Source organism: Phytopseudomonas punonensis, from assembly GCF_900142655.1.
GTDB lineage: Bacteria > Pseudomonadota > Gammaproteobacteria > Pseudomonadales > Pseudomonadaceae > Aquipseudomonas > Aquipseudomonas punonensis.
In genome coordinates this window covers 122,135-139,160 of sequence record NZ_FRBQ01000007.1, presented here as the reverse complement: position 1 = coordinate 139,160, position 17,026 = coordinate 122,135, and the positions used below count along the sequence as shown (strand labels likewise).

Here is a 17,026-nt window from a genome sequence, read left to right as displayed (position 1 = left end):
CGTTCACAAGATGCCTGGGCTGTGCTGGCGCCCGCGGGCGCCGTCCCCGTGCCGACCCCGGCACCCTGGCGAACCATCCGCTCGCCGCTGGATCTGCTGCGCGCCTCAAGCCGCATGCGCTTACAACAACTAGAACCACGATCCAACCAAGGATGCCCTATGAAACTCACTCGCTTACTGGCGGCTGTGGCCGCAACCGCTGCACTGTCCGCCGGCTTCGCGGCCCAGGCGCGCGAATATTCCGTTTCCACCGTTCTGTCGGATGCCTTCCCCTGGGGGCAGGCTGCGCAGAAATGGGCCGAGCTGGTCAACGAGCGCTCTGAAGGGCGTATTACCTTGCGCGTCTACCCGAACGCGCAACTGGTCGCTGGCGACCAGACCAAGGAGTTCTCGGCCATGCGCTCTGGGCTGATCGATATGGCCGTGGGCTCGACCATCAACTGGTCGCCCCAGGTGCCGGAGCTGAACCTGTTCTCCCTGCCCTTCCTGATGAAGGACAACGCCGACCTCGACGCCATCACCCAGGGAGAGGCCGGCAAGCTGTCGTTCGCCGCCATCGAGCAGCGCGGCATCGTGCCGCTGGCCTGGGGCGAGAACGGCTTCCGTGAAGTCTCCAACTCCCGCAAGCCAGTGCGTGCGCCGGCTGACCTGGCTGGCCTGAAGATCCGCGTGGTCGGCTCGCCGCTGTTCCAGGACACCTTCAGTGCACTGGGTGCCAATCCCACGCAGATGAGCTGGGCCGACGCCAAGCCGGCGTTGACCACTGGCGCGGTCGACGGCCAGGAGAACCCGCTGTCGGTGTTCGACGTGGCGCGTGTCGACCAGGTCGGCCAGAAGTACCTGACCCTGTGGCACTACATGGCCGACCCGCTGATCTTCGCGGTCAACCAGCGCGTATGGAAAACGCTGCCCGAGGAAGACCGCGAGCTGCTGCGCCAGGCCGCTCTGGATGCCGGCAAGTGGGAAGTGGAACTGTCGCGCAGCCAGCAGGCCAAGCGCCTGGAAGACATCCGCAGCCGTGGCGTGGAAGTGGTCGAGCTCAATGATGCCGAGCGCCAGGCGTTCGTCGACGCCACCCGCAGCGTGCACGAGAAGTGGGCGCCGAAGATCGGCGACAAGCTGCTCGACGCGGCCCGCAGCGCCATCGCCAAGCCCTGATCGAGTCAAGGGAGCCGGCAGTGGCTCCCGCTTTTTGCGAGAACACCCATGAGCAAGCAAGTCGACGCGCCACTCGAGCGCTGGCTCGCCACCCTGGCGCTGGTGATCATCAGCCTGATCAGCTTGGCCAACGTGGTGGTGCGCTATTTCACCGATGCCTCCTTCGCCTTCACCGAGGAGCTGTCGGTGTTCCTGCTGGTTATCCTGACCTTCGCCGGCGCCTCGGTGGCGCTGCGCCGCAACCGGCACATTCGTATCGGCTTTCTAGAACGCCTGTGCCCGCGGCTGCGCACGCCATTGATCATCGGCCAGTGGCTGGTGGCGACCCTGGTGCTGGGGCTAGTGCTGTGGTTCGGCGGGCAGTTCGCCCTTGAGGAATACCAGTGGCAATCGGAGTCGCCGGGTCTGGGTCTGCCGAACTGGTGGTACGTGGTGTGGCTGCCGCTGCTTGCCGTGCTGATGTTCGTGCGCCTATGCCAGATGACCCTAGAGCGGCTGCGCGGGAGCGACCACGATGAGCCCTGATCTCTGGCTGATCGCCAGTTTCCTTGTTCTGCTGTTGCTCGGCGTGCCGGTGGCGTTCGCCCTTGGCCTGTCCGGCGCCATCGGCATCATCGCCGGGCTGTCGCCGGACATGCTCGCCACCCTGGGCACCAATACCTACAACGGCGTGGCCAAGTACCCGCTGATCGCCATTCCGCTGTTCATCCTCACCGGCCTGGTGTTCGAGAAGGCCGGCGTGGCACTACGCCTGGTGCGCTTTGCCCAGGCAATGATCGGCCCCCGCCATGGCGGCCTGGCGATGGTGGCGGTACTGGTCTGCCTGATCATGGGCGGCATGAGCGGCTCCGGCCCGGCGGACGCCGCAGCGGTGGCCATGGTGATGTTGCCGAGCATGACCAAAGCGGGTTACCCCAAGCCGTTTTCGGCGACCCTGATCGCCGCTTCGGCCTCGACCGCCATTCTGATTCCGCCGTCGATCGCGCTGATTCTGTATTCGATCGTGGTGCCGGGCGTCGACCTGCGGGCGCTGTTCGCCGCCGGTCTGTTCCCGGGCATTGTGGCGGGCATCGTGTTGCTGCTGCCGGCCTGGCTGCTGTCGCGCCGCTACGGCTGGGAGGCGCCTGAAGGCACCGAACGGCCACCGCTGTGGCCGAGTTTCAAGCAGGCATTGCCGGCGTTGTTCGCGCCGATCCTGATTCTCGGCGGCCTGCGCAGCGGCCTGTTCACGCCGACCGAAGCCGCCGTGGTCGGTGTCGCCTATGGCGTGCTGGTCGGTCTGTTCGTCACCCGTGAACTGCAGTGGAGCAACCTGTGGCGCCTGTGCGGGGAGGCCGCGGTGATCTCCGGCGTGGTGATGCTGATCATCGCCCTGGCCGGCATCTTCGCCTGGGCCGGCACCATGCTCGGCACCTTCCGCCATATGGCCGAATGGCTGATCTCGCTCTCCGATAACGGCACGGTGCTGCTGGTGCTGGTGATGATCGCCGTGTTGCTGGCCGGCATGCTGCTCGACGCCATCTCGATCTACCTGATCCTGATGCCCATCCTCATCCCGGTGATGCAGCACTTCGGCTGGAACCCGGTGTGGTTCGGCATCCTGCTGGCGATGAACATCGCCATAGGCCAGTTCACCCCGCCGGTTGCGATCAACCTAATGGTCACCACCGAAGTGGCGAAGATCCGCCTGGAGCAGACTATCGGCTGGGCCCTGCTGTTCGTGCTGGTGATGGGCTGCGCCCTGGTTCTGGTCGCGGTATTCCCGGAAATTGCGTTGTGGTTGCCACGCGTGTTGGGCTACACGGTGGATTGACGCGGTGGGCAGCAGGCGCTGCGCCCCGTGTGCCGTGCAAACGGCTGACGGCTGTCTTTTGTTGAAAATAATTATCAGCGGCGATATGTTCGCAACCCGTTTCTTCTGCACGAGATCCTCCGAGTGCGCCCGCCCCGCGACAGCGATGCCCACGACGGCCAGTTCCAGCGCCATGCCGGTGAGCTGCTGCGTTTCCTGACGCGGCAGGTCAAGTGCAGCGAACTGGCAGCTGACCTGCGCCAGGAAACCTGGCTGCGCTTCCAGCGCCGCGGCAGTGACGAGGTGGGCAACTTGCGTGCCTTTCTGTATCGCATCGCCCGCAATCTGGTCATCGATCACCAGCGCCAGCTGCAGGCGCGGCCGGTACAGGAAGACGTCTCGGTGGAGCTCGCCTCCGAGCAGCCCGGCCCCGAGCAGATCGTGGGTGACGGGCAGCAGCTCGGCCGGCTGCAGAGTATCCTTGAGGACTTGCCGCCCCACCTGCGCCAGGCGCTGCTGTGGAATCGCCTCGACGGCCTGACGCAAAAGGAGATCGGCCAGCGCCTTGGAGTTTCCGAAAGCATGGCCGGGCGCTATATCCTCAAGGCTCTCGAACACTGCCAGCAGAAAATGGATTGGATGCCGTGACCGCCGACGCTTCGCTTCTCGCCCAGGCCAGGGAATGGCAGGTGCTGCTGCATTCCGGGTGCGCCACGGCGGCCGATCACCTGGCTGCCAAAACCTGGCGCGAACGCTCGCCGGCTCACGAACAGGCTGCGCGTGAGGTGGATCGGCTCTGGGCATTGCTGGGCCAGGTGCAGCAGCCGGCGACTGTGCAGCCCATCGCCGCGCAGGCCCAGCGGCCGACGCGCCGCCGTCGCGCGTTGCGCTGGAGCGTACCGCTGGCCAGTGCCGCGCTCTTGCTGCTGGCCCTGTGGCTGCCCCAGGGCGTCTGGCTGGGCTGGTACGCCGATGTGGCGACAGCGCCCGGCGAAGTGCGCACCCTCGAACTGGACGACGGTTCGATCCTCACGCTCAATGGCGCCACGGCGCTGGACTGGACGCTCCGCGAAGGTCGCCGCGAAGTGCGCCTGTACCGCGGTGAGGTGGATTTGCAGGTCGCCAAGGATGCCAGCCGGCCGTTCATCGTCGAGGCGGGGGCGGCGCGGATTCGGGTGACCGGCACGCGTTTCGATGTCGATTACGATGGTCGCGACGTGGTGCTGGCCGTGACCGAAGGGCAGGTGCAGGCCAGCGATGCAACGGATCAGCCGCTGCCGGTAGGCGCCAACCAGCAGGTGCGCTGGAGCGGCGATCACCTGCAGGCGGTGCAGCCACTGGATGCCCGTCAGCAGCTGGCCTGGCAGCGGGGCAAGCTGGTGTTCCGCGCCCAGCCGCTGAGCGAGGTGTTCGCCGCGCTCGAGCGCAGCCAGCGCCAGCGGGTGATCTTTCTCGATGACAGCGTGCGCGAGCTCAAGGTAACCGGCGTGTTCGCCCATGACGACCCCCAGGCCGTGCTGCGCGCCATCGAGAGTGCCCTGCCGGTACGCCTGGTGCGCCTGCCCGGTTTGCTGCTGGTCAGCCGCGCCTGATTCGCCGCCGCGTGATTCGCGGTATTGGCGGGCGCTGGAAAATAATCGCGGGCGCGGTTCAGAAACATGCGGGTGCTTCGTCTTCCTCTCTGCAAATGCGACTTCTTCGCATGAACTTATGCAGAACACAGGAAATCCAGCATGCGCCTGATGTGTACTCCTCTCTGGCAAGCCATCGCCACCGCCCACCTGCTGCTCGCTGCCACCAGCGCCTCGGCCCTGGAGTTCGACCTCCCGGCTCAGCCGCTCGATGCGGCGCTGACCGACTTCGCCGAGCAGGCCAACGTGCGCCTGCTCTACGATGCCAGCCTGACCCCCGGTGAGCGTCAGGCGCCGGCCCTCAAGGGTGACTACTCGGTAGACGAAGGCCTGCAGCGGCTGTTGCAGGGCAGTGGCCTGAGCTACCTGATTGGCGCCGACGGCACGGTCAGCCTGGTGCTGCTGAGCAGCGACGCCAACTCACTGCAGCTCGACGCCACCACCGTCAGCGGCCAGGCCGATGGGCGCCTCGATCTGCCGGTCGAGTACGCCGGTGGCCAGGTCGCCCGCGGCGCGCGGATCGGCATGCTGGGCAATCAGGATATGCAGGATGTGCCGTTCAGCGCGGCCAGCTACACCAACGAACTGATTCAGAGTCGTCAGGCGCGAAGTCTTGGTGAGGTGCTGGCCAGTGACCCGGCGATTCGCCAGTCCAATGGGTTCGGCAACTTTTCCCAGGTGTTCGTGGTGCGCGGCTTCCAGCTGTATAGCGACGAGATCGCCTTCAATGGCCTGTACGGGATTTTGCCGCGGCAGATCATATCCACCGAGGCGGTCGAGCGGGTTGAGGTGTTCAAAGGTGCCAATGCCTTTCTCAATGGCGTAGCGCCGGGTGGCAGTGGTGTAGGCGGGACGATCAACGTGATCTCCAAGCGCGCCGAGGATAAGCCGAACCGCAGTATCACCCTGGATTACGCAAGCGACTCGCGTGCGGGCGGGCACGTCGATGTGGGGCAGCGTTTTGGCGAGGACAACCGCTTCGGGGTGCGCGTCAACCTGGCCAAGCGCGACGGCGAAACGGCAGTCGATGGCGAACATTCACATTTCAGCCTGGCTACCATCGGCCTCGATTACCGGGGCGAACGCCTGCGCCTGTCTACGGACTTCGGTTACCAGAAGCAGCGCATCAACGAAGGACGTGCGGTGATCAACCTGGCGACCTCGACGGCGGGGCTGGGCGGCAAGCTGCCCAAAGCACCGGACTCGGATGCCAACTACGCGCAGCCCTGGAGTTGGTCGCAGCTGGAAGATACCTATGGCATGTTCAACGCCGAATATGACCTCAGTGACAACTGGACGGCGTATCTCGCCGGTGGCGGTAAATACACCCGCGAGAATGGGGTGTATTCCTCGCTGTTTCTGGAATCGTCCAATGGTGATGGTCGGGTCGGGCGGCTCTATTCGCCGCTCGATCAAGAGACCTTTAGTTCAGTCGCCGGCCTGCGTGGACGTGTGCAGACTGGCACGATCAGCCATCAGCTGAATGTCGCCGTTAACGGTTTGTGGCAGGAAAAGCGTAATGCCTTCGAGTCGACCACTGCCGCCAATCGTCTTCCGGGTAACCTTTACGATCCCTTCCCAAGCCCCGAGCCGACAGCCAGTGTCAGTGGCGATCTCCATGATCCACGCAAGACTGCCAAGCTCACCACCCGCAGTGCTGCGGTATCCGACACGCTTGGCTTCATGGATGACCGTCTGCTGCTGACGCTTGGCCTGCGCCGACAGAGCCTGGCTTCCGACTCTTGGAACGCGAACAGCGGAGCTCGTGGTACGCCTTATGACGAGAGCATCACCACACCGGCCTACGGCGTGGTGTTCAAGGCCACTGACGCCGTATCGCTCTATGCCAACCGCATCGAATCCCTGCAGCAGGGGCCGACTGCGCCTACCTCGGCAAGCAATGCCGGAGCGACCTTTGCACCTTACCGTTCCAAGCAGATCGAGGCAGGCGTCAAGCTGGATTGGGGGGCGTTCGGTGGCAGCCTGGGCGTCTATCGCATCGAGCAGCCGCAAGGGATTACTCAGGGCGGAACGTTCAGTGTCGATGCCGAGCAGCGCAACCGCGGTGTCGAACTGAACATGTTTGGTGAGCCCCTTTCCGGGCTACGTGTGCTGGCCGGGGCGACGTGGATGGATACCGAATTACGTGGCACCGTCAACGGCCTCAATGACGGCAATCGTGCCGTCGGGGTGCCGAAGTTCCAGTTCAACGTTGGCGCCGATTGGGACGTGCCGGGAGTTTCCGGGTTAACCGTCAATGGCCTGCTGCTGCGCACGGGCGGCCAGTACATCGACTCTGCCAATAACCTGAGCATTCCCGCCTGGACTCGCGTCGATCTGGGCGCCCGCTATGCCATGAAACTGGATGAAGAGCGCCTGCTCACCTTGCGTGCGGGCCTTGAGAACGTCGCCGACAAGGCTTACTGGGCCTCCACCAACGGCGGCTACCTGACCCAGGGCGAGCCACGTACGTTGAAGGTCTCGGCCACCCTGGACTTCTGAGCGCAGGCTAACCAGCCCGGCGTATTGGCACGCCGGGCTGTTTAGGCTCAGAACGTCAGTCGCAACCCCAGCGTCGCATTACGCGGCGTGCCGTAGTAGGCCGACGAAGTGCCTGTGTAGTACGTCTTGTCGAGCAGGTTGTTGAGGTTGAGCGTTGCGCTCAATTGTTCGGTGAGCGGGTAGCGGGCCATCAGATCGACCACGGCGTAGCTTTCCTGGGTGAAGCGCACGCTGTTCGGGCCCGCGCCGTCGGTGTAGATCGCGTTCTGCCAGTTCACCCCGCCGCCGACGGTCAGGCCATTGCCGAGGTTGTCGATCAGGTAGCTGGTGAACAGCTTGGCGGTGTTCTGCGGGACTTCGGTGTTGAGTGCGCGGCCGTTGCTGTCCTGCACGATATTGCGCGAGAAGCTGGCGCTCAACTGCCAGTCGGGCAGCAGCTCGCCGCTCAGTTCCACTTCGAAGCCGCGGGTCTTGGTGCCGGACTCTGCACGGTAGAATTGGTCGCCATTGGGGGCGGACTCACCTGTGGCAACGGCGAAATTGTCCTGTTCGATCTGGTAAATCGCCGTGGAGAAGTTCAGGCGATCCTCGAAGAAGCCGGCCTTGATGCCCATTTCGTAGCCGACCCCCTCCAGCGGATCGATAAAGGCGCCGGGTGCCGTAAGGTTGTTTTGCGGTTTGAAGATGCTGGTGTAGCTGGTGTAGACCGACCAGGTATCGTCGAGGTCGTAGACCACGCCGGCGAAGGGCGTGAACACGCCGGTCTCCTTGCGTCGCGACACCTCGTCGTCCGGGCCATAGTTATCGGTCTTCTGCACGTTTTGCCAATCTGTGACGCGGCCGCCGAGAATCAGCGAGAGCTTGTCGGTGGCGCGCAGTCGGATGCTGCCGTAGGTGGATTCCTGGTGTTCGTTGTAATCGGTGCGGCCGGTGACCTCGAAGTCCGGCTGCGCCGGAGTCTTGCCGTCCCAGCCGTTGTAGGTGGGGATCGAGCCGAAGTACCAGAGCCGGTAGTTGTCTGCCTTGTAGCGGGTTTGCTGGCGGGCGTGGCCAATGATCAGATCATGGCGCTGGCCGAAAGCATCGAAGGCGCCGCGCAGGTTGAGGTCGATGCTGTCCTGCACTGGCGTAGCGGCCCAGCGGCCACCGTAGGTCTGGCCACCAGTTCCGGTCTGGCGATCCGGGAAGCTCCAGGCCGAGGCATGGCCGATCACCTCGTCGTATTCATAGCGCCCTCGGCTGAAAGTGGCCTTGGCTTTCCAGTCCTCGTTCAACTGGTGCTCAAGCGATGCGAAGCCGCTGGCGTAGTGGCGCTTGGAGTAGGCCCAGGCGGTGGCCGCCGAATCCGAACGTGACCAGTCGGTGTGCGAGCCATCGCTGTAGAACAGCGGCAAGCCGAAGCGTGCATGGTTGTTGGCGTCGTGGTGCTGCACATCGGCACCGACGCTGAGCAGGGTGTCGGGCGTGAGGTCGGCTTCGACGATGCCATAGATGACCTTGTGGCGTTCGTTGAGGCGGTCAATGTTCGAGCCGGCGTCACGGTAGGCAGCGACCATACGGGCCCGCACGCTGCCGCTCTCGTTGAGCGGGCCGCCGCTGTCCAGTTCGATGGCGTTATTGTCCCAGGAGCCGGCCTTGAGGCCGACGCTGCTCTTCCATTCGCTGGTCGGTCGTTTGCGTATCAGGTTGAGGGTCGCACCCGGCGTACCGACGCCATTGGTCAGGCCGGTAGCGCCACGAATCACTTCGATGCGGTCGTAGATCGCCAGGTCATTGCTCTGGAAGATCGACGCGTAGCCGCTGTTGAGCAACTGCTCGCCATCAATCTGGTAGTTCTCGACCCGGAAGCCGCGCGAGTAGATAGCGCTGCTGTCCGAGCCGCTATTGCCACCTTGATTTATGCTCAGGCCGGGCACCTGGCGCACCGCGTCGGTGAGTTGCGTGAGGTTCTGGTCATCCATGCGTTGGCGGCTCATCACGCTGACCGACTGCGGTGTTTCGCGCAGAGTCAGCGGCAACTTGGTGGCAGTGCTGGTCGAGCCTGTGGTGTAGGAACCGCTGCCATCGGTGGTGTCGCCGAGGCCGGCGCCGGTGATACTGGTGGCGCCGAGTTCCAGCGAGGCGCCGTGGTCTTGCTGGCGGGTGATGATCAGTGTGTTGCCGGCATGCTGGTAGCTCAGGCCGCTGCCGGCTAGCAGCCGTTGCAGCGCGACCATCGGCTCCAGCGTGCCATTTACCGCTGGGGCTTGCAGGTGGCCGGTCAGGCTGCTGTCCGCGGCGATGCTCAGGCCGGCGGCTTCGCCAAGCTGGCGCAGCGAAACGCTCAACGGCTGGGCCGGTAGGTTCAGCTCGACCGGGGCGGCGATTACCGGCGCGACCAGGGCGAAGCTGGCGACAGCCAGCATATTGCGCAGCGCGAATGAGTGGAGCATCGAGGCATCCTTTTCAGATACGGGAATGGGGGATGCCTGGATGACGATGCAGCGTAATTTTCCCTGATACGAGGCCGACGAACGGTCGTCAGCGCCGGCTCAGCTCGGTGTGCTGCGCGGTTTCGTTTACCTTCACCGGTGCGATATTTGGCAATGCATGGATGAAGTCCTCGACATCGCTGAGCTGCAGCACGGCGCTGATGCGTGGCGTCGGGTAGCCACCGGTTGCCTGGATGGGGCGCTGGCGATAACGCGACAGGCTGGCGGCGATTTCGCCGAGGTCGGCGTCTTCGAACACCAGGTTGCCGCGGGTAAAGGCCAGGGCGTTGCCAACGGCGATATCGACACGATGCAGATGGCCGGCGCGATCCACCTCGATCACCTGGCCGGCGCCGACCTGCCAGGTTTCGCCTGGCTGTTGGGTACTGGCCACTTCCACCAAACCATGGTCGACGCTGACCCGCAGCCGGTCCGGCAGGCGATTGACCACGAAGCGGGTGCCGCGCACGGTGATCTGCGCCAGGCTGCTGTCGATCACGAACGGCCGATACGGGTTGCGTGCCACGTCGAACATCGCCTCGCCCTGGCGCAAATCAACATGGCGCTGGCGCCAGCTGTAGTGCACGGCGATCTCGGTGGCGGCATTGAGCTGCAGCTCGCTGCCGTCGCGCAGGGTGATCTGCTGGCGCTCGCCAATCGGGGTCTGCACGGCGAGTGTTTGTGGGCTTTGCCGATAGCCGAGCCAGCCGGCGGCCGAGGCGAGCATCAGCAGCAAGGCACAAGCGCCGCGCCGCAAACCGCTGCGGCGCTCGCCGTGCTGGCGCTCCATGGCGCCGGCCAGCGCTTCGGTCTGGCGGGTATTGCCGAAATCGTTCCAGAGCGCCTCGAAGGCGTGGTATTCCTCGGCGTTCGCCGGGTCGGCGGCCAGCCAGCCGCTGAACTCTGGCTGCTGCGCCAGGCTGGCGTCGCTGCGGATGCGCAGGAACCAGGCGGCCGCCTGGGTGGTGGCGTCGCTCATGGCTGCAGCAGATCGCGGGCGCGACGCAGGTCGATCAGCGCGCGCATCATGTGCCGCTCGACCATGTTCAGGCTGATGCCCAGGCGCATGGCGATATCCGGTTGCGTGTAGCCCTCGATTCGCGCCATCCAGAACACCTGGGCGCAGCGCTCGGGCAGGCAATCGAGAATACGCTGCAGGGCTTTGAGGCGTTGCTGGATATCGAGCAGGTGTTCGCACGACGGCGCCACCTGGCCTGGCGCCACGTCTTCGGGATTCTGATCTTCGAGCGATTCCAGGCGCGATTCGCTGCGGTAGCAATCGATCAGCACCGAGTGGGCAACCCGGCGCAGATAGGCGTTGGGCTGCTCGACCGGCCGGCGGTGCTGGGCCAGGGCAAAGCGCAGCAGGGCGTCGTGCAACACATCGTAGGCGCGCTGCACGCAGCGGGTGCGCCGGCTCAGGCTGATCAGCAGGTCGCTGTAGGCCCAGCCGAGGTCGATGCCTTGCCAGTTGACCTGGGCAGGCTCGCGAGAAGCGGCAGTGCTGGCCTGGAACGCGGCAGTCGACACGGTAAGCCCTCTGGATGGCGGAAGCGGACAGAGGATAGGGACTTGTAAATGATTCGTAAATAGCAATTATTGTTATTTACATGATTGGCATCAGTGGCAGCTCACCGTGCTCGCCACTTCTGAAAGCCTGTTCACGATCTTTATGCCCCTGAAAAGCGAGAGCGGTCGTTCGCGTAGCTTGTAGGAGGGGCTTTAGCCCCGAGCTTTTTACGCTCCACACGCCGTGCGTGAGCTGTGGCTTGCTAGCATTATCGAGTTGTTCATACGTCCGGTTCCGCTCTGTCGAGCGGGTTTCTTTTGGCATCGCCCCAAAAGAAACCAAAAGGTCTAGCCCCGGCATCCGGCCCCAGCTTCGCTGGGGTTCCCTCGCTCCATCATTGTTCCGAGGGCCCGCCGCGAAGGGCCGTCCCTGGCCCATCGAGGCTCTCGCGACATCCATGTCGCTCAACCCTCTCTACAACAATTCCGCTCGGCCTCCTGAAGGGGCGATTGGTGTCGCCTGATAATTCTCTGGCATGAGGAACACCAAAAAGGCAAAGCGGCCGCTTCCGCCACTTAGCTACCAAAGTCGACGAACCAGGGCTGAAAGATTATCAACAGGTTCTGAGCGACGAACATCGGTCAGTTGAAGCTGTAGGAAACCCCGACGAACGCCCCGAAGCCTTCGCCTGGCGTGGAGCGCGCGGCGTCGGCGCCGTTGTCGTTATAGGCGGGCGTGACAGTGGCGGCGTAGCGTTTGTCGGTCAGGTTGCGCAGGTCCAGCCAGGTCTGCCAGTCGTCTTTCGGTGAGGCGTAGCCCAGGGTCGCGCCGAAAATCGCGTAGGCATCGGCGTAGTAGGAGTTGGCGTAATCCGTCGCCACCTTCGACGCGTACTGGGTGTTGAGGTCGGCGTAGAAACCGTTTGGCAGGCTGTAGCGCAGCTCGGCCTGGTAGTAGTGGCGGGGCAGGCCAGGCAGGCGGTTGTCGCCGAAGGCATCGTCGTCGCGATAGTGGAAGTCGCTAAAGGTGTAGGCCTGGCGCAAGGCCAGGGCACCCGCTGCGCCGCCGTCCCACAGCGGGCTGTCGAGGCCCAGCTCGATGCCCTGGTGGATGGTCGGGCTGGCGTTGGCCTCGGAGAACACGTTGCTCTCGACTGGCACGGTCAGCAGTTCGTTGCGTACCAGCGAGTAGTAATAGGCGGCATCCCACTGGCCCAGCACGGAGTCGCCACGGCCACCGATTTCAAAGGTGGTGGCGGTCTGGTTATCCAGCGAGATTGGTGCCCGCTGGCGCGCGCTGTACGGCTGGTTGCTGTTTGGGAAACGCAGCGGCGAACTCCAGAGCATCGACCAGGCGTGGGGCGGCTCGACCGAGCGGCTGATATTGCCGTACAGCTGTACTTCGGGGTTGAGCTGGTAGCGCAAGCCGATGCGCGGCGCGTAATCCCAGGTGTGTTCGCTGAGCTTGTCGTCGGTAGCTGGCCAGGTCACCTGCACTTCGCGGCGCGTGTAGATCAGCGCCAGGCCGCCCGTCAGCCACAGGTCGGGGGCCAGCTCGGTTTCGTTGCCGATATGCAGCACGTTGTCCGAACCCAGGTGCTCGTAGCCACGCATCAGGGTGCCGGCTGGGTAGCCGGTGCCGCCGACGCTGATCGGCAGCGCGGCATTTTCCTTGGACTTGCTGCTCGGCAGGTTGGTGGTGCTGCGCAAACCAACGGTGGTGGTGCTGTCGAGTCCGAACAGGCTGTGGCGACGGGTGTAGTTCAGGGTGCCACTGACGTCGCTGTAGTCCACGCGCACCCGGTAGGTGTTGCCGTTGGGCGAGCTGTTTTCGACGATATCCATCGGGTAGTGGTGATAGGCCAGGCCCGCTACCAGCGTCGAGTCGTCGTCGATCTGCCAGGTGGTCTTGTTGGCCAACCAGGTACTGCCGGGCTGGTCGCGGTGCGCGTCGATGCGCAGGTTGTTGGCAGCGGCTACGCGCGGATCATGCTTGATCTGCTCCTTGGTCAGGCGGCCTGGGACGTCATGCTCTGTTTCCCGATAACGCAGGTAGAAACGCGCCTCCAGGTTGTCGTTGAGGCGATAACCAACGTTCGCGGCGACGCCCTGGCCCTTGCCAGTCGAATGATCCTGATAACCGTCGTAATTGCTGTCGGTGACATTGATGTAATAGTCGACATCGCCCAGCACCTGGCCGGAGCTGATGCTGCGTTTCTGGTAACCGTGGCTGCCGGCTTCGTAGCGCAGCTGCAGCTTGTCGGCATCACGGCCAGTGCGGGTGATGTAGTCGATGGCGCCACCCAGGGCCAGCGAGCCTTTGTCGAACCCGTTGGCGCCGCGCAGCACCTCGGCGCGGCTGATCCACAGCGGCTCCAGCAGCTCATAGGGCGTGCCACCCGAGCCGGTCAGCGGTAAGCCGTCGAGCATGATGTGGTTGCCGCTGGCGTGGGAGCCGGTACCGCGGTTGATGCCCGAGCCGCGGATGGCGATCTTGATGCCCTCGTTACCCGGCGACTGCGCGTACACGCCCGGCTGGTAGGCCAGCACATCGGCATTGCCGGCCACGCGGCCCTGCTCGACGCGCTGCATGTCCACCAGATTGGTGCCGCCGGGTACCCGCTCGAGTTGCTCCTCGGCTGCCTGCTGCTCGGTCGGCGCCTGCTCGGTGATCTGTACGCCTTCGAGCTGCAGGCTGCCCGTCGCGGTCTCGGCATGGGCGACAGGCAGCGCTGCGCAGCCCAGCAGGCTGGCAGCCAGCAGGTGACGTGGGCGCAGGGCGTACGGGGGCAGGCAAGGCATTCGGCAGGTTCTCCGTGGAGCGGCATTTTCGATAGCGCGGGGTAGGACGGTGGCTCGTTGCGATAAGCCACGTCTGGCAGTTGGCAATCCGCTAACGGTGCCGGGGTTTTCGGGATAGAGGACGGGTTAACTTTCTAATTTGGCATATTAGGTTATGCCTAAATTGAATTTCCCTGTTGATCGTCAAGCCGATACCGTCTAAGGCCTTCCCTGTGACGCTGGCTGCAAAAGCCCGCCGAAGCACCTTATCCGCACGCTACCCGACCACGCGGCGCATGCACGACTCTCTTATGGAGGCGCCATGCCCATCTCTGTGCTCAACCGTCGTCAGCTGCTTGCCCTGGCGGGTACCGCCACCGCGGCGGCGTTCGCCAGCCGCTTTGCCTGGGCCGATACCAGTCATGCTGGCCACGGCGCCCATACCGGCCACGGCGCGCAACCGGTTGGCAGTGGCCTGGATCTGGACAGCGATCGCTGGGTATTGCCCGAGCCGCGCAAGATCAAGCTGGCCACCAACCTCAATGCCGTGTGCCTGGCACCCGTGGCGGTTGCCGACAGCCAGGGCATCTTCAAACGCCATAACCTGGAGGTCGAGTTCGTCAACTTCGGCAACTCCACCGAGGTGCTGCTCGAATCCATGGCCACTGGCAAGGCCGACGCCGCCACCGGCATGGCGTTGCGCTGGCTCAAGGCGCTGGAGCAGGGCTTCGACGTCAAGCTGACCGCCGGCACCCACGGCGGTTGCCTGCGCTTGCTGACCCTGGACGACGGCCCGAAAAGTTTCGAGGCGCTGAAGGGCACCACCATCGGCGTCACCGATATGGCCGCGGCGGACAAGAACTTCTTCTCGCTGATGCTCAAGCGCCATGGCGTCGACCCCGTGCGCGACGTGACCTGGCGGGTGTACCCCATCGACCTGCTCAGCGTCGCCCTGGAGAAGGGCGAGATCCAGGCCGCCAGCGGCTCCGATCCACTGATGTACCGGGTCAAGCAGCAGCCGGGCTTTGCCGAGTTGGCGACCAACATGATCGAGGAGTACGCCAACATGAGCTGCTGCGTGGTCGGGGTCAGCGGCGAGCTGGCGCGCAACGACACGCCGGTGGCAGCGGCCATCACCCACTCGATCCTGCAGGCCCATGCCTGGGCGTCGCGCAACCCCGATGCGGTGGCCGAGGAGTTTCTCAAGTTCGCCATCAACACGTCCAAGGAAGAGGTGCACGCCATCCTTACCGAGCACACCCACGGCTACTACTCGGTGGGAAATACCTTTGTGAAGGAGATCGCGGTGTACGCCCGCGACCTGAAGAACGTCGAGGTGCTGCGCCCGCGTACCGACCCCTTGGAATTCGCGGAGAGCATCCATGCCGACGTATTCGCTTGAGCAAAGCCAGGCGCAGCCGCGCGTAGCCACACCACTCTGGCGCGGCGGTCTGCTGGCCGCACTGGCGTGGATAGCCTTCGCCCTGTTCACCGCGTTCTACCCCGATGGCGGCAAGCCCTGGCCCTTTACCTGGGAGCTGGCGTACGTCGGCGCTGGTTTCGGCGTGCTGCTGGCGCTGCTCGGCATTCTGCCGGGGCCGTTCGGCCGGCTGGTGGAGCGCCTGCGCCCGGCAGGCGCCTGGCTGGCGGCCCTTCCCGTGCTGCTCGGTGTGTGGTTGCTGGTCACTGCCAAGGTGGTGCTGCTGCCGGTGCCGTTCTTCGCGCCGCCCCAGGCGCTGATCGAAGTGTTCGTCGATGACTGGTTTCGCCTTGGCGAAAGCCTGCTGCATTCGTTGTGGCTGCTGGTCAACGGCGTGGTAGTGGGCGGCCTCGCCGGTTTCATCGCTGGCGTGGCGATTGGCTGGTCGCATCGCATCGGCTATTGGGTTCATCCGGTGCTACGCATCCTCGGGCCGATTCCTTCCACCGCGCTGCTGCCGATCTGCTTCTTCTTTTTCCCTACCAGCTGGAGCGCCAGCGTATTCCTGATCGCCCTGGCGACCTGGTTCCCGGTCACGGTACTGACCTGGTCCGGCGTGGCCAGCGTCGATAAGGCGTACTACGAGGTGGCCCGTACCCTGGGCGCCAATTCGCGCTTTCTGGTCTGGCGAGTGGCGATTCCGGCCGCATTGCCTCATGTGTTCGTCGGCTTGTTCATGGGCCTGGGCGCTTCGTTCTCGGTGCTGGTGGTGGCCGAGATGATGGGCGTCAAGGCTGGCCTCGGCTGGTACCTACAGTGGGCCCAGGGCTGGGCCGCCTACGCCAACATGTATGCGGCGCTGCTGGTGATGGCGCTGCTTTGCTCAGGGCTGATCACGCTGCTGTTTATCGTCCGTGACCGCGTGTTGTCCTGGCAGAAGGGGGCGGTGAAATGGTGAACGTCGCAACCGCTCATCCGCTTCATGCTGCGGGAATGAGCCTGGATATCCGCAGCCTCAGCCATGCCTTCGACCTGGGCGACAGCCGCCTGCCGGTGCTCGACAAGGTCGACCTGCAACTGGCACCCGGCGAAAGCGTCGGCCTGCTCGGGCCGTCCGGTTGTGGCAAGTCGACCCTGCTGCGTCTGGTCGCCGGCCTGGAGAGCTTGCAGAGCGGCAGCCTGCTGGCCGACGGCGCCGCTCTTCCCGGGCCGCATCACTCGCGGGTGCTGGTGTTTCAGGACCCGACGCTCTATCCCTGGCGCAGTGTGTGGAACAACGTCGCCCTTGGTTTGCAGGCGCGCGGCCAGCTCCGGGAGCAGAAGCACCGCGTCGACGAAACGCTGCGCAAGGTTGGCTTGCTGGAATTTCGCGAGGCTTACCCGCGCCAGCTCTCCGGCGGCATGGCGCAGCGTGTGGCGCTGGCCCGCGCACTGATCAACGAGCCGCGGCTGCTGTTGCTCGACGAGCCACTGGGCAAGCTCGACTCGCTGACCCGCATCGCCATGCAGAGCGAGCTGATTCGCCTCTGGCAGCAGCAGGCTTACAGCTCACTGCTGGTTACCCACGATGTCGAGGAGGCGCTGCTGCTTTGCGACCGCGTGCTGGTGTTCTCGGCGCGGCCGGCGCGGGTGCTGGCCGAGCTCGAGGTCGAGCGCCCCTATCCGCGTCGCCGCGACGATCCGCGTCTGCTCGAGCTGCGTCATCACGCCTTGCAGTTGCTGGGGCAAGGCAGCGACTGGTGAGCATCCCCTTATGTTCTGT

Annotated in this window: 13 protein-coding genes; 9 read left to right on the top strand and 4 right to left on the bottom strand. The window is 64.5% G+C overall.

Annotated elements, in window-relative coordinates; genetic code table 11:
• Positions 1-159: 159 nt before the first annotated feature.
• From BUC40_RS17000 to BUC40_RS16975, 6 genes are all read left to right on the top strand, one after another.
• The gene (locus BUC40_RS17000) at positions 160-1,158 is read left to right on the top strand and encodes a DctP family TRAP transporter solute-binding subunit (protein ID WP_073267357.1); all 999 of its coding nucleotides are present in this window, start codon (positions 160-162) and stop codon (positions 1,156-1,158) included.
• Positions 1,159-1,206: 48 nt separating this feature from the next.
• The gene (locus BUC40_RS16995; RefSeq protein ID WP_073267356.1) at positions 1,207-1,683 is read left to right on the top strand and encodes a TRAP transporter small permease; all 477 of its coding nucleotides are present in this window, start codon (positions 1,207-1,209) and stop codon (positions 1,681-1,683) included.
• Positions 1,673-2,971: a TRAP transporter large permease gene (locus BUC40_RS16990; protein ID WP_073267355.1), complete on the top strand. Its 1,299-nt coding sequence runs from the start codon at positions 1,673-1,675 to the stop codon at positions 2,969-2,971. Before BUC40_RS16995 ends, BUC40_RS16990 begins: the two co-directional genes overlap by 11 nt.
• A gap of 123 nt (positions 2,972-3,094) precedes the next feature.
• Positions 3,095-3,598, top strand: a complete 504-nt coding sequence (locus tag BUC40_RS16985; protein ID WP_073267354.1) for an RNA polymerase sigma factor — start codon at positions 3,095-3,097, stop codon at positions 3,596-3,598.
• Positions 3,595-4,542: a FecR family protein gene (locus BUC40_RS16980; protein WP_083593591.1), complete on the top strand. Its 948-nt coding sequence runs from the start codon at positions 3,595-3,597 to the stop codon at positions 4,540-4,542. The genes BUC40_RS16985 and BUC40_RS16980 overlap by 4 nt, the downstream gene beginning before the upstream one ends.
• Positions 4,543-4,692: 150 nt before the next feature.
• Positions 4,693-7,083: a TonB-dependent receptor gene (locus BUC40_RS16975; protein ID WP_244160665.1), complete on the top strand. Its 2,391-nt coding sequence runs from the start codon at positions 4,693-4,695 to the stop codon at positions 7,081-7,083.
• Between the two features lie 47 nt (positions 7,084-7,130).
• Here the strand turns inward: BUC40_RS16975 and BUC40_RS16970 are convergent, their stop codons facing one another.
• The 4 genes from BUC40_RS16970 to BUC40_RS16950 form a co-directional block, all read right to left on the bottom strand.
• A complete protein-coding gene (locus BUC40_RS16970) occupies positions 7,131-9,515 on the bottom strand; it encodes a TonB-dependent siderophore receptor (RefSeq protein ID WP_073267352.1) in 2,385 nt (794 codons plus the stop codon).
• A gap of 88 nt (positions 9,516-9,603) precedes the next feature.
• Positions 9,604-10,533: a FecR family protein gene (locus BUC40_RS16965; protein WP_073267351.1), complete on the bottom strand. Its 930-nt coding sequence runs from the start codon at positions 10,531-10,533 to the stop codon at positions 9,604-9,606.
• Positions 10,530-11,084, bottom strand: coding sequence for an RNA polymerase sigma factor (locus BUC40_RS16960; RefSeq protein WP_073267350.1), 555 nt, complete (start codon positions 11,082-11,084; stop codon positions 10,530-10,532). The genes BUC40_RS16965 and BUC40_RS16960 overlap by 4 nt, the downstream gene beginning before the upstream one ends.
• Positions 11,085-11,705: 621 nt before the next feature.
• Positions 11,706-13,865, bottom strand: a complete 2,160-nt coding sequence (locus BUC40_RS16950) for a TonB-dependent receptor family protein (RefSeq protein WP_073267348.1) — start codon at positions 13,863-13,865, stop codon at positions 11,706-11,708.
• 301 nt (positions 13,866-14,166) lie between these two features.
• Between BUC40_RS16950 and BUC40_RS16945 the strand changes: the two genes are divergently transcribed.
• The 3 genes from BUC40_RS16945 to BUC40_RS16935 are packed head-to-tail and all read left to right on the top strand — an operon-like array spanning position 14,167 to position 17,007.
• On the top strand, positions 14,167-15,246 hold the full coding sequence (locus BUC40_RS16945) for an ABC transporter substrate-binding protein (protein ID WP_073267347.1): 1,080 nt from the start codon (positions 14,167-14,169) through the stop codon (positions 15,244-15,246).
• On the top strand, positions 15,227-16,222 hold the full coding sequence (locus BUC40_RS16940) for an ABC transporter permease (RefSeq protein ID WP_073267346.1): 996 nt from the start codon (positions 15,227-15,229) through the stop codon (positions 16,220-16,222). The genes BUC40_RS16945 and BUC40_RS16940 overlap by 20 nt, the downstream gene beginning before the upstream one ends.
• Positions 16,216-17,007: an ABC transporter ATP-binding protein gene (locus BUC40_RS16935; RefSeq protein WP_073267345.1), complete on the top strand. Its 792-nt coding sequence runs from the start codon at positions 16,216-16,218 to the stop codon at positions 17,005-17,007. Before BUC40_RS16940 ends, BUC40_RS16935 begins: the two co-directional genes overlap by 7 nt.
• Positions 17,008-17,026 lie beyond the last annotated feature (19 nt).